The organism is Burkholderia sp. BKH01, from assembly GCF_025685725.1.
Classification (GTDB): Bacteria; Pseudomonadota; Gammaproteobacteria; order Burkholderiales; family Burkholderiaceae; genus Burkholderia; species Burkholderia pyrrocinia_C.
This window is the reverse complement of the sequence record NZ_JAOTQT010000014.1, coordinates 51,912-72,470: the sequence shown is the minus strand read 5'-3', so window position 1 is coordinate 72,470 and position 20,559 is coordinate 51,912. Positions and strand designations below refer to the sequence as shown.

Below are 20,559 nucleotides of genomic sequence, written 5' to 3'. Positions count from 1 at the left end.
CGGTAAAGTTATCTTTTCCGCGCGTGGCCGGTCGGCTCGCCACTGGACGTCATGAAGACTGTCCGTCGAGACTGCCGCAAGGCGTCGTTCTGAACGTCACGATCCGTTCCCGTAGCATGACCACTGAAGCAATCACCACGGATTCCCTCGCGGTTGCCGAGCGCGTGCGCGAGCTGATGACCCGCAACGGCATCGGCAAGCGCCAGCAGACCACCGAGCTGTGCCGCATCCTCGACCTGAGTTTCTCGCAAGGCCATCGTAAGCTGCGTGGCAGCAGCCCCTGGACGCTCGCGCAGATCAAGAAAGTCGCCGAAGCGTACGGCGAACCCGCCGCGCAACTGTTCGGCGCGCAAACGCTCGACCCCGGCATGGTCGGCGCCCATTCGCAGGAGGCCGTACTTTATGCGGGCGTCGCCGAGATTCCGTGCACCGCATGGATCGGCGCGCCGCTCGAAGCCGGCGCGCGCCCCGAGTTCGTCGCGTACGAACAGAACGGCCGCTGGCGCGTGCTGCGCCACACGGGCGTGCTGTACCAGAACGCGTATGACGTGCACAAGATCGAAATCTATCCGCGCCGCGCGGAGAGCGACAAGCTCGTCGTCGCCGTGATCGACCCCGATCGCGTCAGCGCGACCGAGCTGTGCCGCTATCTCGAACGGCAGGGTTTCGCGACGGCCGCGTTCGACGGCCTCGCGCCGTTCGTCGACGCGCTGCAGGGCCAGGCTTTCGATGCAGTACTGACCGAATGGCTGTTCGACGACGGCACGGCCGCGACCGCGATCAAGGCCGTGCGCACGTCCGACAACCCGGGCGCGCCGATTTTCGTGCTGACGGGCGACCTGCTCACCGGCCGCGCGAGCGAAGCCGACATCAGCGAAGTGATCCGCACGTTCGACGTCGTCTGCTACGAAAAACCCGCGCGCATGGCGATCCTCAGCGCCGACCTCGCGAAACGGCTCGCGCGCGGGTAACTTCCGCCGCGCCGCTCCTCTTCCGGACGGCCAACGTCCGCGCGGCACGGCGGCCGTGAACAGGTTCCTCAGTACAATAGCCGCACCTGTTCACGCCCACGCCGGCATTCGCCGCCCGACTCCATGGCCCGCCTGATCCCCGACGACTGGAAAAGCCTCGCCGCGACCGGCGCGGCCGAACGCGAGCGCGAAACGCTCGCCGCGCTCGAACACGCGCTGCCCGACACCTACACCGTGTATCACGGCGTGCACTGGACGCGCGCCGACCAGGCCTTCTCGGTGTTCGGCGAGGCCGCGTTCGTCGTCGTGAGCCCGGCCGGCCGCGTGCTGCTGATCGAGCAGAAGGCCGGCTTCCTGCGCGAAACGCCGAAGGGGCTCGTGAAGGTCTACCTGCAGACCGAGCGCAACGTCTCGATCCAGCTCGCGCGCACGCAGGAAACGCTGCACCGGCGCCTGACGGCCGCGCTCGGCGCGGGCGTCTACGGCGTCGAGGCGCTGCTGTACTGCCCCGACTATTCGATCCGGCAGGCATCGATCGCCGGCGTCGCGGCCGACCGCATCGTCGACGCGTCGCGCAAGGCGCAGCTCGCGCAGGTGATCCTGCAGATCCTGCCCGAGGACGACGAGCGCCTCCCGAACGCGCAGAAGCTCCACCATTTCCTCGCGGACGAGCTCGCGCTCACGCCCGACACGAGCGCACTCGTCGGGCAGGCCGGCACGCTCGTCACGCGGCTCTCGGGCGGCCTCGCCGCGTGGGCGCGCCAGCTCGAATTCGCGCCGTTCCGGCTGCGCGTCACCGGCACGGCCGGGTCGGGCAAGACGCAGCTCGCGGTGCAGGCGATGCGCGATGCCGTCGCGGCCGGCAAGCGCGTGCTCTACGTGTGCTTCAACCGGCCGCTCGCCGACTACATCGCGCGCATCGCGCCGTCCGGCGCGAAGATCGCGAACTACCACCAGCTGTGCGACTGGGTTGCGCGCGACGGCGGCTATACGCCCGACTTCCAGGTGCCCGGCGAATTCGAGCGGCTCGAAACGCGCTTCGCGCAGGCGCCGATCCCCGAGCGCTGGCGCTTCGACGTGCTGATCGTCGACGAAGGGCAGGATTTCCATGCGCCGTGGGCGGCCGCACTGGAGCGTTTGCTGGCGCCGGACGGCGCGTGGTGGTGGCTCGAGGATCCGCTGCAGAACCTGTACATGCGCGAGCCCGTCGCACTGCCCGGCTGGGTCACGCTGAAAGCGCTGACGAACTACCGCAGCCCGCGCGACCTGCTCGAATTCGTGCGCGACGTCGTCGGGCGCGTCGAGCCGCTCGCGGCCGAACTGCGCTCGGGAAGCCCGTTCGACGGGTCCGATCCGTCGGTGTCGGCATACGGGGAAGAAGGCATGTCGCGCGACGCGTTGGCGCAAGCCTGCATCGACGCGACCAAGCGCGCGATCACGCACGCGCTGTCGCTCGGCTTCCGCAAGCAGGACATCGCGGTGCTGTCGTATCGCGGCCGCGAAGGCTCGGTGCTCGCGCCGCTCGACCAGCTCGGCCCGCATCGGATCAAGAGCTTCACCGGCAAGTACGACCTGTTCGGCAACCCCGAATATCGCGAAGGCGACGTGCTGCTCGATTCGATCTACCGCTTCAAGGGCCAGTCGGCGCCGTGCGTGATCCTCACCGAAGTCGACTTCGACACGCTCGACGCGCGTGCCGCGCGCAAGCTGTTCGTCGGCGCGACGCGCGCGACGATGAAGCTGCTGATCGTCGCGTCGTCGCGCGCGGCCGCGCAGCTCGCGGACGTCTGACGCGGCGGGCGGGCAGCCGGCAGGCGCGTGCCCGCCCCGTCACCGCCCGCCATCCATCACGCCACCCGGAACGCCCCCACCGCGCGACGCAACCCGTCCGCCTGCTCCTCCAGCGACGCAGCAGCAGCCGCAGCCTGCTCGACGAGCGCCGCATTCTGCTGCGACACCTGGTCCATCTGCGACACCGCGCGGTTCACCTGCTCGATCCCGTCGCGCTGCTCGCTCGATGCGGCCGCAATCTCGGTCATGATCCCCGTCACGCGCCCGATCGCCTGCTGGATGTCCTGCATCGTCGTGCCGGCCACGCCGACGAGCCGCGAACCGTTCGCAACGCGCTCGACCGATTCGCCGATCAGCGTGCGGATCTCCTTCGCCGCGGACGCCGAGCGTTGCGCGAGCGTGCGCACCTCGCCCGCGACCACCGCGAAGCCGCGGCCCTGCTCGCCCGCGCGCGCGGCTTCGACTGCCGCATTCAGCGCGAGGATGTTGGTCTGGAACGCGATCCCCTCGATCGTGCCGATGATGTCGGCGACCTTCTGCGAGCTCTGGTCGATCTCGGTCATCGTGCCGATCACCTCGCCGACCACCGCCGCACCGCGCGTCGCGATCTCGCTCGCGCTGTCCGCGCAGGCCTGCGCCTCGAGCGCATGATCGGCGTTCTGCTTCACGGTCGCGGTCAGTTGCTCCATGCTCGCGGCCGTCTCCTGCAGCGCGGACGCCTGTTCCTCGGTGCGTTGCGAAAGATCGGTGTTGCCGGCCGCGATCTGGTGCGTCGCCGTCGAAATCGCTTCCGAACCCTGGCTGACCTGGCGCACCGTGTCCGCGAGGCTGCGCTGCATGCCCGTCACGCCATTGACCAGTTCGGCCATCTCGTCGCGCGACGACCAGCGCACTTCCGACGTCAGGTCGCCGTCCGACAGGCGGCGGAAATGCGACAGCAGCCGGTTCACCGGCTGCGTGATCGCGTAATGCAGGCCGATCGCGCAGCCGAGGCACGCGGCCAGGCCGAACGCGATGCCCGCGATCGCGCCCGCGCGCATCCAGCCGTAATAGGTTTGCGCGGTGTCGTAGACATCCTTGCCGCGCGCCGCCTGGTACGAATCGAGCGCATCGGTCGCCTGCGTGAGCGCGACCGACAGCGGCGGCGCGACCGACATCAGCAAGCGGTCGGCCTCGTCGCGCCGGCCGTCGCGGATCGCGTCGATCAGCGGCTTCAGCGCCTGCCCGATCAGCGCCTGGCGCGCGGCGTCGAGACGGCTCGCGAGCGGGCCTTCGTCGCCGTCGTGCGGCATCGCCGCGTAGCCGCGCCACGCGGTGTCGGCCTTCGCGAGATAGCCCTCGGCCTTCTTGACGAGATCGGGCACTTCCGCCGCTTCCGGATGCAGCAGCGCGCGGTCGAGCGTCGTGCGCACGATCGTCAGGTTCAGGCTCGCCGCGGACAGCGCGGTCTTCGCAGCGAGTTGCTGCGTATAAGCCTCGTCGAGCGCACGGTTCGAGCTCTGCATCCCGGCGAGGCCGATCAGCCCCGACACGACGAGCAGCGCGGCAACGAGACCGAGCGTGGAGAAGATCCGCGTGCGGATCGAGAAACGGGAAAACAGGGCGTTCAGGTTCATGGCGGCACGTGAGCGATGAAAAGTGCCGCGGCAATCGGTCCGCGGCACTCTGGATTACGGTTTGCCTGCAGAAAACTTGAGTCCGGCCCCGCTTTCTGTCTGATCCCGATCAATTTTTTCGCACCGGCAATCTCCTGTTACGGTTGCAACATATCGAGGCTGGGCAGAAATTGACTAGTCAATCACTGGTCGTTATATTTCGAACCAATTCCCTGCCATGGCAGACATTTCGATGACAACCGATACCCTCCTTACTCCGCCGGCCGCCGAAACGGCCCGCCGCGACGCGCCGACCGGGCTGATCGTCGCCGCGCTGCTGCTCGTCATGCTGCTGTCCGCGCTCGACCAGACGATCGTGTCGACCGCGCTGCCGACGATCGTCGGCGAGCTCGGCGGGCTCGACCAGTTGTCGTGGGTCGTCACCGCGTACCTGCTGTCGTCCACCGTCGTGCTGCCGCTGTACGGCAAGCTCGGCGACCTGTACGGCCGCAAGATCGTGCTGCAGGCCGCGATCGTGCTGTTCCTCGCGGGCTCGGCGCTGTGCGGCATTGCGCAGGACATGACGCAGCTGATCGTGCTGCGCGCGCTGCAGGGGCTCGGCGGCGGCGGCCTGATGGTCGTCACGATGGCCGCGATCGGCGATCTGGTCCCACCCGATCGCCGGGCGCGCTACCAGGGGATGTTCGGCGGCGTGTACGGACTCGCGACGATCGTCGGCCCGCTGCTCGGCGGTTTCCTGGTCGAGCACCTGTCGTGGCGCTGGATCTTCACGATCAACCTGCCGCTCGGCTTTCTCGCGCTCGCGGTGATCGGCATCGCGTTCCGGCCGCACGCCGCGCACGTGAAGCACCGGATCGACTACATGGGCGCCGCGTTCCTCGCGACGGCCCTCACCTGCGTGATCCTGTTCACCAGCGAAGGCGGCTCGCTGCTGCCGTGGACGTCGCCGCAACTGTGGATGACGCTCGTGCTCGGCCTCGTCGCGATCGGCGGCTTCATTTATGAAGAACGGCTCGCGGCCGAACCGATCATCCCGCTCGAACTGTTCCGCCATCGCACCTTCGTGCTGGTCAGCCTGATCGGCTTCGTGGTCGGCACCGCGCTGTTCGGCTCGGTTACGTTCATTCCGCTCTACCTGCAGGTCGTGAAGGGCTCGACGCCGTCGCAGGCCGGGATGCAGTTGCTGCCGATGATGGGCGGGATGCTCGCGATGTCGGTGATCAGCGGCCGGCTGATCTCGCGGCTCGGCTCGTACCGGATCTTTCCGATCGCGGGCACGCTGATCGGCGGGATCGCGCTGGCGCTGCTGTCGACGCTGTCGCTCGATACGCCGCTGCAGACGATGTACGGCTACATGGCGCTGCTCGGGATCGGCCTCGGGATGGTGATGCCCGTGCTCACGCTCGCGGTGCAGAACACGGTCGAGTTCCGGCACATGGGCGTCGCGACATCGGGGGCGACGCTGTTCCGCTCGATCGGCAGCTCGATCGGCGTCGCGGCGTTCGGCGCGCTGTTCTCGCACGGGCTGCAGGCGCGGATGCTGCAGGCACTGCCGGCCGGCACGGAGCTGCCGCCCGCGCTCGGCCCCGGTGCCGTGCACCAGTTGCCGGACGCGGTGCGCGACGCGTACCTGCATGCGTTCGCGGGCTCGCTGCACGTCGTGTACCTCGCGGCGGCCACCGTGGTCGCGATCGCGTTCGTGCTCGCGTGGTTCGTCGAGGATGCGCCGCTGCGCACGCACAACTGATCGGCATGCGAGCCGCGCCGCGACCGGCACCGGAAGCGCGCCACGCCGCGGCCTTTGGCCCGTTGCCCCGCAGAGCGCCCCATCCGCCGCGGCCCGCCGTTACGGCACCAGCACGACCGCGCCCGTCGTCGCGCGCGACTCCAGCAGCCGGTGCGCATCGGCGGCCTGTGCGAGCGGCAGCCGCGCGCCGATCTCGACGTGCATTCCGCCCGCGAGCCGTTCGAGCGTCGCGCGCGCGGCTTCGCGATACCCCGCGACGTCGCGCGCGATGAAACCGAGCACGCTCGGCCGCGCGAGCGCGATCGAGCGGGCCGGCCCCAGTTCGTCGAGATCGATCGTCTGCCGCGTGCCGATCGCGGCAACCTGCCCGATGCTCGCGACCATCCCGAACGGACGGATCGCACCGAGCGTGCGCGTCAGCACGTCGCCGCCGATCCCGTCGATCGCGTAATCGACACCCGCGCCGCCGCCGATCCCGTCGATCGCGTAATCGACACCCGCGCCGCCGCCGAACGCGCGCGCGGCCGCGACGAAATCCTCTTCGCGATAATCGACCACCGCGTCGGCGCCATGCGTGCGCACGAGCGCGGCTTTCGCGGCCGACCCGACCGTGCCGATCACCCGCGCGCCGAGCGCGCGTGCCCACTGCGTCGCGAGCAGCCCGACGCCGCCGGCCGCCGCATGCACGAGCACCGTGTCGCCGGCGCCGACCTGCCGGACGCGATGCAACAGCATGTAGACGGTGATCCCTTTCAGCAACCCGGCGGCGACCGCGTCGTCGCTCAGGCCGTCGGGTATCGGCAGCACACGCCCGGCCGGCATCGTGCGCAGGCTCGCATAACTGCCGGTCGGCATACCCGCATACGCGACGCGCTGGCCCGGCACGAGATCCGTCACGCCGGGCCCGACCGCGTCGATCACGCCGGCCGCTTCGACGCCGAGCGCGTCCGGCAGCGCGGGCAATGCGTGCGCCCCCGTCCTGAAATAGATGTCGACGAAATTCACGCCGACGGCGGTCTGGCGAATCCGCACCTCGCCGGCGCCGGGCGGCGCGACGGGCGCATCGACGCGGCGCAGCACGCCGGCGTCGCCGTAGCGGTCGATCCCGATCCGGATGGCGGTGGCAGTTTGGGTCATGACGTTCCTCGCAATCGAATGAAGTGACACGATCATCCCATCGTGCATAATCGATCGGAATTCCCGTTTACCGCCCACCTACTGTGCAAAATTCGACCGATCTGGATCCCATCCCCGCGTCAGCGCTGCCGATGAGCTGGGACGACATCCGCTACTTCCTCGCGGTGATGCGTGGCGGCAGCCTGTCGGCCGCCGCACGCGCGCTGCAGGTTCAGCATTCGACGGTCGCGCGGCGCATCGACGCGCTGGAATCCGCGCTCGGCATCCGGCTGTTCGACCGGCTGCCGCGCGGCTGGCCGCCGACCGACGAAGGGTTGCGCCTCGCCGAGCACGCCTCGCGCCTCGAAACCGATGCACACGCGTTCGCGCGCGCCGCGCAGGGTGCGGCGGCGCTCGACGGCGTCGTGCGCGTGTCGGCGTCGCCGGTGTTCGCCAGCCATTTCCTCGCGCCGCGCCTTGCCCGCGCGCAGCGCGCATGGCCGGCGCTGCGGATCGACCTGATGGGCGAGATGCATGCGGCGAACCTGTATGCACGCGAAGCCGATCTCGCGGTGCGGCTGTCGCGGCCGAGCGAGCCGGGGCTCGCCGCGCGCCGGCTCGGCACGATGCGCTTCGCGCTGTGCGCGTCGCCGGAATGGGCGGACGCGTCGCCCGACACCTGGCCGTTCGTCGGCTACGACGACGCGCTCGCGCAGACGCCGCAGCAGCAATGGCTCGAACGCTTCGCGGCCGGGCGCCGTTTCGCGTTCGTCGCCAACGACCTCGCGGCGCTGCATCGCGCGTGTGTCGCCGGCGCGGGGGTCGCGCTGTTGCCGCGGTTTCTCGTCGACGATTCGCTCGCCGCAGCCGGTGCGGCACCGTCGTCCGCACCCGCGCCGCTCGTCGAACTGACTTCCGCGCCGCGCTGCGACATCGAGCGCGAGATCTGGCTCGTCGTTCACCCGGACGTGCGCCGCTCGCCGCGCGTGCAGCGCGTCGCGGACGCGATCGCTGATGCGGTGCGCGCGGCGGACGGGCGGCTCTGACGCCGCAGCCCCTTCGGAACCGCCGTTGCGGGCCGGCCGTGACCCCGGCCCCGGTTGCGCCCCGCCGATGCGCCGCTCAGGACTGCCGGACAGGCGACGCCTGACGCTCTCCGGCGCAGGCCGGATGATCGCGATGCGACGCCGAGCGCCGATGATCGATCAGGCCGACCGCGACGGCCGCCGCCAGCGCGGGCAGCCCGATCGCCATGAAGTTCTGTTCCAGAGGCAGATCGATGCCGACCAGCAAACCGATCACGATCGGCGCCAGGATCGCGCCGCTGCGGCCCACGCCCAGCGTCCAGCCGATGCCGGTCGAGCGGCTCGCCATCGGATAGAACTGCCCCGCATACGCGCAATTGACGATCTGCGTGCCGATCGTCGATGCGCCCGCAAGGCCGACCAGCACGAACAGCAGCGCGGTCGGCATCTTGTAGCCGAGCAGCGTGATCGACACCGCGGCGAGCAGATACATCGACACGAGCACCGTCTTGATCGGAAAGCGATCGGCCAGCCAGCCGCCGCCGATTGCGCCGACCATCGCGCCGGCATTCAGCACCAGCACGAAGGTCAATGCGGAGCCGAGGCTGTAGCCGGCGCTCGCCATCAGCCGGGTCAGCCACGAGCTGAGCGCATACACCATGAACAGGCACATGAAGCACGCGATCCAGAACATGACCGTGCTGAATCCACGACCGTCGTCGAACAGCTGGCGAACCGGCGCGCTGCCGGCGTTGCCTTCGCGCGGAACGACATAACAGTCGCCCGGTTGACGCCGGTATCCGGGATCGAGCCGACGCGCGATGCGCGCGAGCTCGTCGGTCCTGCCGCGCCGGATCAGGAACGGCAGCGATTCCGGCATCCATTTCACGAGCAGCGGAACGAGCAGCACCGGCGCGCCCGCCGCGACGAACACGGACTGCCACCCGTACGCCTCGATCATCCCCTTGCCCATGACCGCCGCCAGCATGCCGCCGACCGAATAGCCGCTGAACATCAGCGTCACCAGCGTGCTGCGCACGCGTCGCGGCGCGTACTCGGTCATGTGGGCGATCACGTTCGGCATCACGCCGCCGATACCGATGCCCGCCAGGAAGCGGGCCGCGCCGAACAGCGTGGGCGTCGGCGCCAGCCCGGCCGCCGCGGTAAAGACGCTGAACAGCGTCAGGCAGGCCGCGATGGCCCAACGGCGCCCGATCCGCTCGGCGACGGTCCCGAACACGATGTTGCCGAACATCATGCCGAACAGCGCCGAGCTGACCATGAAGCCGGCCTGCGCCGGGTTGACGCCCATCTCCTTCATGATCGCCGGCAGCGCGATGCCGGCCACCGCGAGGTCGTAGCCGTCGAACACGATGATCAGCGCGCACCAGAACAGCACGACGCCGTGCAGCTTGCCCAGCCGCGCATCGTCGGAGAGCGCCTGCAGGTTGATTTGACGCATGGAGCTTCCTTCTATTTTTTCAGAGGGGATTCAGGCCCGGCGGCAGCCGTCGCATCACACGCGTTCGAAGTAATACGATCGCTCGTCCCATCGATTTAGTAGATGTACGAAATATCGTCGTGAAATGTGCGGCTTTTCGTCCGGATGCCGGCGCAGTGTAGAAAGCCACAATGATTCTCACTATCCGGAATTTGCACACAACCCGCGAATTCAATCCGCTTTTCTCGTGCCGCGCGCCGCGCGCTATCCGGATTTTTCCGCGGCGGGAGCGGGACTATCCGATTCTTGCGATACTTTAGACAAGCCTGACGAAGATCAATATCATCGTTTCAGGATATCTCGCTCACAAGAGAAACCGATGTGGCACGACGCGCATCCGCGCCCAGGCGGATGCGCTGCACGAAAACCGCCACACAGGAGACGCCCCCATGCCCCTCACCCCGAATACGGAAGTGCTGTCCGCACTGTATCGGAATTGCGTGTTCCGATCCGGATTGCGCGCGGATGCGCACGAGCAGGTCTCGCTGGAACTGGCCGAGCATGCACTGCGCTGGAAGCAGGGTGTGCCGGACGCAGCGCTTTTCAAGGGGGAACTGAATCATCTGAGCGTCTACGCGCTGCAGTACGGCGCCGAAGTCGAGGTCGCCCCGCGCCCGTTCGACGGCTTTTCGCTCGTCCACACGTCGCTTGCGGGCGGCGCCGAAATCGACTGCGACGGGCACGTGATGCGCGTGTCCGAAGGGCGCACCGCCGTGCTGGCGCCGAGGACGCACGTGCGCCTCCGCTGGCGCTCCGGCACCCGGCAACTGATCGTCAAGGTGCCCGATTCGCTGATGCGCGCGGTCTGCGGCCGCCGGCCCGACGACGCGGCGCCTGGCCTTGCGCCGGGATTCCTGTTGCCGACGGCGCTTGCGTCGCAATGGGATCTGATCGTGCAGTCGCTGCTCAACGTGCTCGCCGTTGCCGACGACGGCGGCATACGGGCCGAATGGCGCGACCACTTCGAACGAAGCCTCGCGCTGTTCCTGCTCTTGCATTGCCCGCCGTCGCCCGCCGCCGCGCATGCCGGCGCGGTACCCCAAGCGCGCGGCGCGCCGGCGCAAGCCGGATCGCGTGGCGGCATCCGGCAGATGGATGCGCTGCACGAATTCATCCACGCGCGGCTCTGCGCGCCGATCTCACTCGAAGATCTCGCCAGGGCGGCCGGCGTCAGCCTGCGAACGCTGAACGTGCTGTGCCGGCGCTACCACGGCGCGACCCCGATGGAGCTGCTGCGCAACATCCGGCTGGACGCCGCGCGCGTGCAGTTGCTGACCGACCCGATGGCAAGTATCACCGATACGGCGCTGACCTTCGGCTTCGGGCACCTCGGCCGCTTTTCCGCGTACTACTTCGCCCGCTTCGACGAGTTGCCGCGCGACACACAGAAGAAGCGAGCGCCGAACTGAACGCGGCGGCGCCGGACGCGCGGCCGCCGCTTTACGCGTCACGCAATCGCCCGCATAGTAATGGTTTGCCCGCATCCCCGCCCTGCCGCCCCATCACCATGCCTGCCACGCCAGCCGCCTGCGTCGTCCGCGATTCGACCGACGCCGATCTCGCCGCCATCCATGCGATCTATGCGCATCACGTCCGCCACGGCGTCGCGTCGTTCGAGGAAACGCCGCCCGACGCCGCCGAGCTGCGCGCACGCCGCAACGCGGTACTGGGCCACGGGCTGCCGTATCTCGTCGCCGAATGCGACGGCCGCGTGGCCGGCTACGCGTACGCAACGCCGTACCGCACGCGCAGCGCATACCGCTTCACGATCGAGGATTCGATCTACATCGACGATGCGCAGCGCGGGCGCGGGATCGGCCGCGCACTGCTCGCGGCGCTGATCGCGCGCTGCGAGGCCGGCCCGTGGCGGCAGATGATCGCGGTGATCGCCGACGGCGGCACCGGCGGCTCGACGTCGCTGCATCGCGCGTTCGGCTTCGAGCCGGCCGGCACGCTGAAGGCGATCGGCTTCAAGCACGGCCGCTGGATCGACACGGCGCTTCTGCAGCGCCCGCTCGGCGACGGCGCACGCACGCTCCCCGCCTCGCCCGAGCCTGCCGCGTCGCGCTAGAATGGCCGCATGTCAAAACAGACTCATTCCACCCCCGACGAGGCCGCGGCGGATTCCCGCAACGAGTACACGGTCGACGAACTGGCGCGCGTGTCCGACACGACCGTGCGCAACGTCCGCGCGTACCAGGATCGCGGTTTGCTCGCGCCGCCCGAGAAGCGCGGGCGCGTCGGCATCTACGACGACACGCACGTCGCGCGCCTGAAGCTGATCAACCATCTGCTCGCGCGCGGCTACACGCTGTCGAACATCCAGGATCTGATCAAGGCGATCGACGAAGGCCACGACCTGCGCTCGATCCTCGGCCTCGAAAACGCGATCGGCGGCCGTTGGTCGCATGAACTGCCGAAAACCTATTCGCTCGCCGCGCTCGCGCAGATGTTCGGCCCGCAGGCAACCACGCAGCTTTCGCGCGTGACCAAGCTCGGGCTGCTCGAACGGCACGGCCTGTCGTTCGTCGCGAAGAGCCCCGCGCTGCTCGAGGCGGCTGCCGCGATGACGAAGGAAGGGATCCCGCCGCGCGAGCTGCTCGACGTGATCAGCCTCGCGCGGCCGCACTTCGACGCGATCGCGCGGCTGCTCGTCGATCTCGTCGTGAAGCGGCTCGACCGCTACGACGCCGACACGCTGCCGCCGGCCACCGACGTGCCCGAGCTGGTCGACGCGATCTGGCGCCTGCGCCCGCTCGCGGCCGTGTTCGTCGAAGGCGAGACGAACCGCGCGCTCGAAACCGCGGCGAGCGCGTATCTCGGCGGCCGCGTCGCGACGATCCTCGACAAGAAACTCAGCGACGACGAGGCCGCGCGTCAGTCGGGCACACCCGATACGCAAGGCGACGTCGACAAAGCATAGGGCCGCCGCCGTCATATTCTTATCGGCAATGCTTCGTTTGCGGGCGCGATCGCCCATGCGACGATTCTTCCAACCGAGCGGCACCGGCCGCTCTCCCGAAGACGTTTCGCATGGAGTCCGTTCGATGATTCGTTTCACCCGCTGGATCACCCGCACCGCCGCCGTCACGCTCGTCGCGCTGTCCGCCGCATCGGCCTTCGCGCAAGGCGGCGCCGACAAGGTCGTGCGCATCGGCTATCAAAAGGCCGGCCTGCTGTCGATCATCAAGGCGCAAGGCTCGCTCGAAGCGCGGCTCAAGCCGCTCGGCTACAACGTCCAGTGGTTCGAATTCCCGGCCGGCCCGCAGCTGCTCGAAGCGCTGAACGCGAACAGCATCGACTTCGGCTACACGGGCGCGCCGCCGCCGGTGTTCGCGCAGGCAGCCGGCGTGCGCTTCGTGTACGTCGGTGCGGAACCGCCGTCGCCGCACAACGAAGCCGTGTTCGTGAAGGCCGATTCGCCGATCCGCTCGCTCGCCGAGCTGCGCGGCAAAAAGGTCGCGCTGCAGAAGGGCTCGAGCGCGAACTACCTGCTGCTGGAAGCGCTGAAGAAGGCCGGCGTGCGCTACGACGAGATCCGCCCCGTGTACCTGCCGCCCGCCGACGCGCGCGCCGCGTTCGAAAGCGGCAACGTCGACGCGTGGGCCGTCTGGGATCCGTATTACGCGGCCGCGCAGAATTCGCTGAAGATCCGCACGCTGTCCGACTACACGGGCCTCACGCCGGCGAACAACTTCTACGAGGCGACGCGGGATTTCGTGGAGCAGCATGCCGACGTGGTCGGCGCGATCCTGAAGCAGGCGCGCGAGACGGGCCTGTGGGTCAACGGACATCCGGCCGAGACCGCCGCGCTGATCGCGCCGAAGGTCGGACTGCCGCTGCCGCTCGTCGAGACGTGGATCAAGCGTGTGCCGTTCGGTGCGGTGCCGGTCGACGAGAAGATCGTCGCGGTTCAGCAGGGTGTCGCCGATGCGTTTTATGCGGCGAAGCTGATTCCGCAGAAGCTGAGCGTCGCGGACAATGCGTGGAGCGATAAGCGCGTGGCGAGCGCGCTCGCGGCGAAGTAACGCGCGGCGCGGCATAGCGCGCACTCATTCGAGAAAGGCCGACGGGCACCCTGCCCGTCGGCCTTTTTGGGATCTTCTCGGAGTTTCGGGGAACGTGGGGCGAACTGTCGGTGTGCGGCCGGAAGAGGACAATCGTTGACGCCGCCGCCCGGACCTGCAAACGTCGGCCATGTACGTAACAAAGGACATTGCCAAGCGTGACGGCATGCGCACGAAGAGCCACGCCTGCGTTGTGATAAGCGAGGCTTCGTTGAAGCCTCGACGGGTGAACTTGAGACAACGTTATCGGGCATCGATGCGACGCCGACGATTTGCCTGGACAACTTCATCCTCAGCGCTTTTTTTGCCCTTCCGCAGGACTAAACCGCACGCTGGGCTGGACCGATTTGGAAGGTGACAAAACGGGCGGCGGCTTCTTCGGCTGCTTCGGTTTCTTTGCTTCGCGATTGCTGCGCAACTGACCTTTTGCCATCACACTACTCCAGTGGTATTGGTGCTCGACAGAAAGCTTGCATACATAAACAGTATGCGCTGATTTCAGCTCACCGTCGCGAAGCGTGTTCACCGATCTGTCCGTAGCGCAGCCCCGTTTTCGACTGACAAAACCATTCCGAGGCAAAAATGCCGGAGCCCGCTGAGCTTGCCGAGAAATTCCTCGGCATACCCCATGAAGCGTTGGATGAACGCGCGAAGAATGTTTTTTGTGCGCTCGAAGTTCTGATCGAGCGCGAACAGACCCGCGGTGACCGCAAGATCGGACTGGCCGAGTCTCAATTTCACTGATTCACGCTAACCGACACTACGACTACGTTGTGGGCTCATCGTCTTCGAACAGTGTTGAATGCGGACAGGTCTCGGCCGCTTTGATCGCGCGAGAGTCCGTTCGGAGTCGGACAGCGCCAACCACTGCAATCCGCGAAGCACCCTGTTCTGCCGGCCCCACGGAACGTCACGCGCGACGCATGAAAAAAGGCCGGCGGTCATATTACCCGCCGGCCTTCTGCGTTACGTGACCGTGCGCGCCGCCCTACTTCAACGCCCCCGCGACCTTCTTCTGCCGCCACAGACACAGCAGATCGCACGCAACATGCGCGGCCGCGATTGCAGTAATGTCCGCATGATCGTAAGCAGGCGCCACCTCAACGACATCCGCGCCAACCAGATTCACCGCCCCAAGCGCGCGCACGATCGCGAGCGCCTGCGCGGACGACAGCCCGCCCGCGACCGGCGTGCCCGTGCCGGGCGCGAACGCCGGATCGAGGCAATCGATATCGAACGTCAGGTACGCGGGCCGCGCGCCGACGATGTCGACGATCCGCTCGACCGCCGCGCGCGGACCATGCTCGTGCACCCACGCGGCATCGAGCCGCTCGATCCCGAGAAAATCGTCGTTCCACGTGCGGATGCCGACCTGCACCGACGTTGCGGGATCGATCAGCCCTTCCTTCACGGCCTTGTAGAACATCGTGCCGTGATTGAGACTGTCCGGATCGTCGTCGGCCCACGTATCGCAGTGCGCGTCGAAATGGATCAGCGACAGCGGCTTGCCGTAGCGCTCCGCGTGCGCGACCAGCAGCGGATACGTGATGTAGTGATCGCCGCCGAGCGTCAGCATCTTCGCGCCCGAACGCAGGATCGTGCGCGCATGCTCGATGATCGCGGGCTTGATCGACAGCGGGTTGTGCGCATCGAACCAGCAGTCGCCGTAGTCGACGGCCGCGAGATCCTCGAACGGATCGAAGCCCCACGGATACGGATTGAGCTCCGCGAGCTGCACGCTCGCCGCGCGGATCGCGGCCGGGCCGAGCCGCGCGCCCGAGCGATAGGTGGTCGCGAGATCGAGCGGTACGCCGGAAATCGCGACGTCGACGCCGTCGAGCACGCGCGAATAGTTGCGGCGCATGAACGACAGCACGCCCGCATAGGTGTTTTCGATCGAGGAGCCGTACGGCGTCGTGCGACGGATCGCGCCGTCGCCGTGGAGTAGTTCGGTCATGGTCGGACCTGTGTTCGTGGGGAACCGGCTCCGCCCCGCGCTGCATCGGCGCGCGGGCCAGGCACGGCATGGATTCATCGGGCACGCACCGGCTTGCGCATCCAGTCGCACGGCCGGGCGGGACAACGACAACGGCAATACCGCGGCGATCATAGCAAGCCGAATTGGAGTCGTTGCCCCGGTTCAGCGGGGGCAACGCGTTGAAAAAATCCGGCGGCGGCGCCCGCGCATCGTCACCCGGCAGCACCGGATCGCGGCGGCGGGCACACACCTGCACGTACCATCCCGACCGCGTCCTAGAAGGATTCGCCGGTTTTCGCCTGCCCTTTCTTCCGGATAATGGCCGCAGCCGCGCCGCCGACGGCGCGCCGTCCACCGCAGACAACAACAATCCGGAGACACCCGCCTTGATCACCACGCTTCCCGCCACCTACCGCCGGCTCTGGCCGCTCGCCGTCGCCGCCGCGCTGCTGTACGGGCTGTCGCTCGCCGCCGCGCCCTATCCGGGCCAAGCCGCCGCGAAAGCCGCGATGGGCATCCTGCTGCTCGCGGCGGGCAGCACCTGCGGCGCGGCGCGCGAACGTGCGTGGCTGTGCGCGGCGCTCGCGACGGCCGTGCTCGGCGACGTGCTGCTCGCGCTGCCCGACTGGCCGCTGTCGTTCGTCCTCGGCCTCGGCGCGTTCCTGATCACGCATCTGTTCTATTGCGCGATTTTCTTCCGCTGGCGCGCGCGGCCGCACGGCTGGCGCATCGCCGCGCTGGTCGGACTGTGGATCGCCGCGCCGGCGTTCTACCTCGCCTTCCTGCCGCACCTCGGCGAACTGCTGGCGCCGGTCGCCGTCTACATGCTCGTGCTGTGCGCGATGGCGAGCTTCGCGCTCGCCGCCCGCACGCATGGCGCGCAGGTGGCCGTCGGCAGCCTGATCTTCGTCGGCTCCGATACGCTGATCGGCGTCGGCCGGTTCCTCGGCGGTTTTCCGGGCATCGATTACCTGATCTGGGCCCTCTACGCGCTCGCGCAGGTCACGATCGTGGCCGGGGTTTTCCATGAGTCGGCCGCCCGATCGATCCGCCCCTGATTCCGTTTCAAACAGACCGCCGCATGGCGGCGGTCTCGTCCACCGCTGCTCTTGCCCCATCGACGGGCCTTTCCGCGAATTCCGCAATGCGGAAAACGGCCCGTTCCAAACCCCGCTCAGCCTTTTCCCGCCTGGCTTCCGGCCCTTAGAGCGCCGCTTCTAGCCTCTTGCGGTTTCCGGGCTCACCCACTATCGTTACATCAACCAATGTAACATTAAAAAATGAGCCAAATCGGAGACACCCGGATGACTGCTCGCACGTTGCCTTTCGGTCCGCCCGGCCACGACGGCCTGGACGAAACCATCGACATCGCCATCATCGGCACCGGCTTCGCCGGTCTCGGGATGGCGATCCGCCTGCGGCAAACAGGCGTGACCGACTTCGTCGTCCTCGAGAAGGCCGCGTCGGTTGGCGGCACGTGGCGCGACAATCATTACCCCGGGTGTGCATGCGACGTGCAATCGCACGTCTATTCGTTCTCGTTCGCGCCGAACCCGCGCTGGACGCGTATGTTCGCGCCGCAGCCGGAGATCCGCGCGTATCTGGAAGACTGCGTGCAGCGCTTCGGGATCGGCCCGCACCTGCGCCTGAACCACGAGCTGCAGCGCGCCGAATACGACGAGGCCGCGCAGCGCTGGCGCCTCACGTTCGCGAACGGCAAGCGGCTGTCCGCGCGCGTGCTGGTGTCGGGGATGGGCGGCCTGTCGCGCGCCGCGCTGCCGGCGATTCCGGGCGTCGAGAATTTCAAGGGCCGCGCGTTCCATTCGCAGCAGTGGGATCACGACTACGCGCTCGAAGGCAAGCGCGTCGCGGTGATCGGCACCGGCGCGAGCGCGATCCAGTTCGTGCCGCAGATCGCGCCGCGCGTGAAGGAACTCGCGCTGTTCCAGCGCACGCCGCCGTGGATCATGCCGAAGCCCGACCGCAACCTGACCAGGTTCGAGAAATGGCTGTTCCGCACGCTGCCGTTCACGCAGAAAGCCGTGCGCAGCGGCATCTACTGGATGCTCGAATCGCGCGTGCTCGGTTTCGCGATCCATCCATCGCTGATGAAGAACGTGCAGAAGCTCGCGCTGCGCCATATCCGCAAGCAGATTCCCGATCCGGAGCTGCGCAAGACCGTCACGCCGAACTACACGCTCGGCTGCAAGCGCGTGCTGATCTCGAACGACTACTACCCGGCGCTGTCGCGCAAGAACGTCGACGTGATCACGACCGGCATCGACCATATCGAAGCCGACGCGGTCGTGACGACCGACGGCCGCCGCCATGAAGTCGACTGCCTGATCTACGGCACCGGCTTCCAGGTCGCCGATCCGTATCCGCGCGGCGCGATCGTCGGCCGCGGCGGGCTCGACATCGTCGACGCATGGCGCGACGGCGCGCACGCGTATCTCGGCTCGACGCTGCCCGGCTACCCGAACTTCTTCATGATCGTCGGCCCGAACACGGGCCTCGGCCACAACTCGATGGTGTTCATGATCGAGTCGCAGATCGAATACATCCTCGGCGCGCTGCAGGCGATGCACCGCGAGCGCGCGGATGCGATCGAGGTGCGCCCGCTCGTCGAGGCGCAGTTCAACAGCGACCTTCAAGGCAAGCTGAAGAAGGCGATCTGGTCGACGGGCGGCTGCAAGAGCTGGTATCTCGATCCGCGCACGGGCAAGAACACGACGCTGTGGCCGGGCTTCACGTGGCGCTTCCGCCAGGCAACCGCGCGCTTCTCGATCGCCGATTACCACGCGTATCGCGCACCGCACGACACGATCGCGCGGCCCGTCGCCGCACCCGCCGCTTCCGCATCCACTTCCGCCGAAGCGGCCTGAGCCAGACAAGGAGCCAACGACATGAGAGATTTCGCCAACAAGGTCGCCGCGATCACGGGTGCCGGCTCGGGCATGGGCCGCTCGCTCGCGATCCAGCTCGCGCAGGCCGGCTGCCATGTGTCGCTCGCCGACAAGAACGGCGTCGGCCTCGCGGAAACCGAACGGATCGTCCGCGCGATCGCACCGAACGTGCGCGTGTCGACACGCGTGCTCGACGTCGGCGAGCGCGACGCGATGTTTGCGTGGGCAGACGACACCGTGAAGGAACACGGCAAGGTCAACCTGATCTTCAACAACGCGGGCGTCGCGCTGTCGAGCACGATCGAAGGGATGGAATACAGCGATCTCGAGTGGATCGTGAACATCAATTTCTGGGGCGTCGTGCATGGCACGAAAGCATTCCTGCCGCACCTGAAGGCATCGGGCGACGGCCACGTGATCAACACGTCGAGCCTGTTCGGGATCTTCGCGCAACCGGGCATGAGCGGCTACAACGCAACCAAGTTCGCGGTGCGCGGCTTCACCGAATCGCTGCGCCAGGAGCTCGACATGATGAAGTGCGGCGTGTCGGCGACCTGCGTGCATCCGGGCGGCATCCGCACGAACATCGCGCAGGCCAGCCGCGTGTCGAAGAACATGGTCGGATTCATGGTCGCCAGCGAGCAGCAAGGCCGGGACACGTTCGAGAAATTCTTCATCACGACCGCCGACGACGCGGCGCGCACGATCCTCGCCGGCGTGCGCCGCAACAAGCGCCGTGTGCTGATCGGCCGCGATGCGAAGGCCGGTGACTGGATGGCGCGCATCCTGCCGTCCGCGTACCAGGCGCTCGTCGTGCTCGCGACGCGCCGCGAGGCCGCCAGGGCCCGCCGCGACGCCGCCCGCGGCACGCCGGCGCCCGCACCGTTGCACGCAACCTACAACAACGCAGGTAATCAGGGAGGAGAACAATCATGACGACCCCGAACATGATGCCCGTGCGGCGCGACATCCGTTTCGCGCTGCCGCCCGAACGCGCGCGCGACTGGCACGTCCAGGGCGTGCCGGTCACGCACTTCATGAACGCGCTGTCGCTGCTGTTCCCGGCCGGCGAACGCTTCTTCATGGATTCGGTGCGCAACTACCGCGACCGGATCGAGGATCCCGAGCTGAAGAAGCAGGTGCTCGGCTTCATCGGTCAGGAAGCGATGCATACGCGCGAGCACATCGAATACAACGACCTGCTGCAGGCGTCGGGCCTGCCCGCGCACAAGCTCGACAAGCGCCTGTGGACGATCCTCGGCTGGTTCAAGAAGGCCCTGCCGCATTCGATGCAGCTCGCGATCACGATCGCGCTCGAGCACTACACGGCGATCCTCGCGAACCAGTTGCTGTCGGGCCACGAGCACCGCATCGACGGATCGGTCGAAGGCTACCAGCAGATGTGGATGTGGCACGCGATGGAGGAAACCGAGCACAAGGCGGTGTCGTACGACGTATGGACCGCCGTGATGAAACCCGGCCTCGGCAGCTACCTGCTGCGCACGGGCACGATGCTGACGACGACCGTGTTCTTCTGGACGATCGTGTTCGACTTCCACGTGCGCCTGATGCGCGCGCACCGTCGCGAACACGGCAAGTTCGGCGGCATGTGGCGCCTCGTGAAGTACTTGTACGGCCCGAAGCACGGCGTGTTCCCGAGCATCGCGCGCGAATGGCTCGACTACTTCCGCCCGGGCTTCCACCCGTGGGACCACGACAACCACCAGTACCTGCAGGGGCTCGACACGCTGCTCGAGAACATCGACGCGACCAACGCGCGCTACGCGGCGCAGGCCGCCCCGCGCCGCGTGCCGCTGCACCCGGTTCCGCAGGCATGACGC

Annotated in this window: 18 protein-coding genes; 13 read left to right on the top strand and 5 right to left on the bottom strand. The window is 67.8% G+C overall.

Going from position 1 to position 20,559, the window contains the following annotated elements:
- The first annotated feature begins 116 nt into the window (after positions 1-116).
- Both OEJ37_RS20665 and OEJ37_RS20660 read left to right on the top strand, forming a co-directional pair.
- Entirely contained in the window at positions 117-971 is an 855-nt protein-coding gene (locus OEJ37_RS20665) for a helix-turn-helix domain-containing protein (protein WP_174416924.1), read from the top strand.
- A gap of 123 nt (positions 972-1,094) precedes the next feature.
- Positions 1,095-2,762 carry an ATP-dependent helicase gene (locus OEJ37_RS20660; protein ID WP_263345278.1) on the top strand — a complete coding sequence of 556 codons (1,668 nt, stop codon included), beginning with the start codon at positions 1,095-1,097 and terminating at the stop codon, positions 2,760-2,762.
- A gap of 56 nt (positions 2,763-2,818) precedes the next feature.
- Here OEJ37_RS20660 and OEJ37_RS20655 read toward each other — a convergent pair whose 3' ends face one another.
- Positions 2,819-4,378 carry a methyl-accepting chemotaxis protein gene (locus OEJ37_RS20655; RefSeq protein ID WP_174416926.1) on the bottom strand — a complete coding sequence of 520 codons (1,560 nt, stop codon included), beginning with the start codon at positions 4,376-4,378 and terminating at the stop codon, positions 2,819-2,821.
- Between the two features lie 232 nt (positions 4,379-4,610).
- Between OEJ37_RS20655 and OEJ37_RS20650 the strand changes: the two genes are divergently transcribed.
- Positions 4,611-6,125: an MDR family MFS transporter gene (locus OEJ37_RS20650; RefSeq protein ID WP_263345277.1), complete on the top strand. Its 1,515-nt coding sequence runs from the start codon at positions 4,611-4,613 to the stop codon at positions 6,123-6,125.
- Positions 6,126-6,224: 99 nt separating this feature from the next.
- Here the strand turns inward: OEJ37_RS20650 and OEJ37_RS20645 are convergent, their stop codons facing one another.
- Positions 6,225-7,262 (bottom strand): quinone oxidoreductase family protein, encoded by a 1,038-nt coding sequence (locus OEJ37_RS20645; protein ID WP_263345275.1) that lies wholly within the window; start codon positions 7,260-7,262, stop codon positions 6,225-6,227.
- A gap of 131 nt (positions 7,263-7,393) precedes the next feature.
- Here OEJ37_RS20645 and OEJ37_RS20640 point away from each other — a divergent pair, with 131 nt between their 5' ends.
- Positions 7,394-8,287: a LysR family transcriptional regulator gene (locus OEJ37_RS20640; protein WP_263345274.1), complete on the top strand. Its 894-nt coding sequence runs from the start codon at positions 7,394-7,396 to the stop codon at positions 8,285-8,287.
- Between the two features lie 76 nt (positions 8,288-8,363).
- On the opposite strand, the gene OEJ37_RS20635 is transcribed toward OEJ37_RS20640, so the two are convergent.
- On the bottom strand, positions 8,364-9,728 hold the full coding sequence (locus tag OEJ37_RS20635; protein ID WP_263345273.1) for an MFS transporter: 1,365 nt from the start codon (positions 9,726-9,728) through the stop codon (positions 8,364-8,366).
- 428 nt (positions 9,729-10,156) lie between these two features.
- On the opposite strand from OEJ37_RS20635, the gene OEJ37_RS20630 reads away from it, so the two are divergent.
- The 4 genes from OEJ37_RS20630 to OEJ37_RS20615 all read left to right on the top strand — a co-directional run bounded on the left by OEJ37_RS20630 (position 10,157) and on the right by OEJ37_RS20615 (position 13,795).
- Positions 10,157-11,176, top strand: a complete 1,020-nt coding sequence (locus OEJ37_RS20630) for an AraC family transcriptional regulator (RefSeq protein WP_263345272.1) — start codon at positions 10,157-10,159, stop codon at positions 11,174-11,176.
- 98 nt (positions 11,177-11,274) lie between these two features.
- On the top strand, positions 11,275-11,838 hold the full coding sequence (locus tag OEJ37_RS20625; RefSeq protein WP_263345271.1) for a GNAT family N-acetyltransferase: 564 nt from the start codon (positions 11,275-11,277) through the stop codon (positions 11,836-11,838).
- Positions 11,839-11,847: 9 nt separating this feature from the next.
- On the top strand, positions 11,848-12,690 hold the full coding sequence (locus tag OEJ37_RS20620; protein ID WP_263345270.1) for a MerR family transcriptional regulator: 843 nt from the start codon (positions 11,848-11,850) through the stop codon (positions 12,688-12,690).
- A gap of 124 nt (positions 12,691-12,814) precedes the next feature.
- On the top strand, positions 12,815-13,795 hold the full coding sequence (locus OEJ37_RS20615; RefSeq protein ID WP_263345269.1) for a sulfonate ABC transporter substrate-binding protein: 981 nt from the start codon (positions 12,815-12,817) through the stop codon (positions 13,793-13,795).
- A gap of 331 nt (positions 13,796-14,126) precedes the next feature.
- Here the strand turns inward: OEJ37_RS20615 and OEJ37_RS20610 are convergent, their stop codons facing one another.
- Positions 14,127-14,360 carry a hypothetical protein gene (locus OEJ37_RS20610; RefSeq protein ID WP_174416631.1) on the bottom strand — a complete coding sequence of 78 codons (234 nt, stop codon included), beginning with the start codon at positions 14,358-14,360 and terminating at the stop codon, positions 14,127-14,129.
- A gap of 56 nt (positions 14,361-14,416) precedes the next feature.
- Here OEJ37_RS20610 and OEJ37_RS20605 point away from each other — a divergent pair, with 56 nt between their 5' ends.
- Entirely contained in the window at positions 14,417-14,578 is a 162-nt protein-coding gene (locus OEJ37_RS20605; protein ID WP_263345268.1) for a chloramphenicol phosphotransferase CPT family protein, read from the top strand.
- 244 nt (positions 14,579-14,822) lie between these two features.
- Here OEJ37_RS20605 and speB read toward each other — a convergent pair whose 3' ends face one another.
- Positions 14,823-15,791: an agmatinase gene (speB, locus tag OEJ37_RS20600; protein WP_175918158.1), complete on the bottom strand. Its 969-nt coding sequence runs from the start codon at positions 15,789-15,791 to the stop codon at positions 14,823-14,825.
- 407 nt (positions 15,792-16,198) lie between these two features.
- On the opposite strand from speB, the gene OEJ37_RS20595 reads away from it, so the two are divergent.
- From OEJ37_RS20595 to OEJ37_RS20580, 4 genes are all read left to right on the top strand, one after another.
- Positions 16,199-16,870: a lysoplasmalogenase gene (locus OEJ37_RS20595; RefSeq protein WP_263345267.1), complete on the top strand. Its 672-nt coding sequence runs from the start codon at positions 16,199-16,201 to the stop codon at positions 16,868-16,870.
- Positions 16,871-17,116: 246 nt separating this feature from the next.
- The gene (locus tag OEJ37_RS20590; RefSeq protein ID WP_263345266.1) at positions 17,117-18,697 is read left to right on the top strand and encodes a flavin-containing monooxygenase; all 1,581 of its coding nucleotides are present in this window, start codon (positions 17,117-17,119) and stop codon (positions 18,695-18,697) included.
- 21 nt (positions 18,698-18,718) lie between these two features.
- The gene (locus tag OEJ37_RS20585) at positions 18,719-19,654 is read left to right on the top strand and encodes an SDR family NAD(P)-dependent oxidoreductase (RefSeq protein WP_174416938.1); all 936 of its coding nucleotides are present in this window, start codon (positions 18,719-18,721) and stop codon (positions 19,652-19,654) included.
- Positions 19,651-20,556, top strand: a complete 906-nt coding sequence (locus OEJ37_RS20580) for a metal-dependent hydrolase (protein WP_174416939.1) — start codon at positions 19,651-19,653, stop codon at positions 20,554-20,556. Before OEJ37_RS20585 ends, OEJ37_RS20580 begins: the two co-directional genes overlap by 4 nt.
- Positions 20,557-20,559: the final 3 nt, after the last annotated feature.

Excerpts from the sequence above, each read along its gene's own strand:
- OEJ37_RS20665 (WP_174416924.1), top strand. The coding sequence starts at position 117 with ATGACCACTGAAGCAATCACCACGGATTCCCTCGCGGTTGCCGAGCGC.
- OEJ37_RS20660 (WP_263345278.1), top strand. The coding sequence starts at position 1,095 with ATGGCCCGCCTGATCCCCGACGACTGGAAAAGCCTCGCCGCGACCGGC.
- OEJ37_RS20655 (WP_174416926.1), bottom strand. The coding sequence starts at position 4,378 with ATGAACCTGAACGCCCTGTTTTCCCGTTTCTCGATCCGCACGCGGATC.
- OEJ37_RS20650 (WP_263345277.1), top strand. The coding sequence starts at position 4,611 with ATGACAACCGATACCCTCCTTACTCCGCCGGCCGCCGAAACGGCCCGC.
- OEJ37_RS20645 (WP_263345275.1), bottom strand. The coding sequence starts at position 7,262 with ATGACCCAAACTGCCACCGCCATCCGGATCGGGATCGACCGCTACGGC.
- OEJ37_RS20640 (WP_263345274.1), top strand. The coding sequence starts at position 7,394 with ATGAGCTGGGACGACATCCGCTACTTCCTCGCGGTGATGCGTGGCGGC.
- OEJ37_RS20635 (WP_263345273.1), bottom strand. The coding sequence starts at position 9,728 with ATGCGTCAAATCAACCTGCAGGCGCTCTCCGACGATGCGCGGCTGGGC.
- OEJ37_RS20630 (WP_263345272.1), top strand. The coding sequence starts at position 10,157 with ATGCCCCTCACCCCGAATACGGAAGTGCTGTCCGCACTGTATCGGAAT.
- OEJ37_RS20625 (WP_263345271.1), top strand. The coding sequence starts at position 11,275 with ATGCCTGCCACGCCAGCCGCCTGCGTCGTCCGCGATTCGACCGACGCC.
- OEJ37_RS20620 (WP_263345270.1), top strand. The coding sequence starts at position 11,848 with ATGTCAAAACAGACTCATTCCACCCCCGACGAGGCCGCGGCGGATTCC.
- OEJ37_RS20615 (WP_263345269.1), top strand. The coding sequence starts at position 12,815 with ATGATTCGTTTCACCCGCTGGATCACCCGCACCGCCGCCGTCACGCTC.
- OEJ37_RS20605 (WP_263345268.1), top strand. The coding sequence starts at position 14,417 with ATGCCGGAGCCCGCTGAGCTTGCCGAGAAATTCCTCGGCATACCCCAT.
- speB (WP_175918158.1), bottom strand. The coding sequence starts at position 15,791 with ATGACCGAACTACTCCACGGCGACGGCGCGATCCGTCGCACGACGCCG.
- OEJ37_RS20590 (WP_263345266.1), top strand. The coding sequence starts at position 17,117 with ATGACTGCTCGCACGTTGCCTTTCGGTCCGCCCGGCCACGACGGCCTG.
- OEJ37_RS20585 (WP_174416938.1), top strand. The coding sequence starts at position 18,719 with ATGAGAGATTTCGCCAACAAGGTCGCCGCGATCACGGGTGCCGGCTCG.
- OEJ37_RS20580 (WP_174416939.1), top strand. The coding sequence starts at position 19,651 with ATGACGACCCCGAACATGATGCCCGTGCGGCGCGACATCCGTTTCGCG.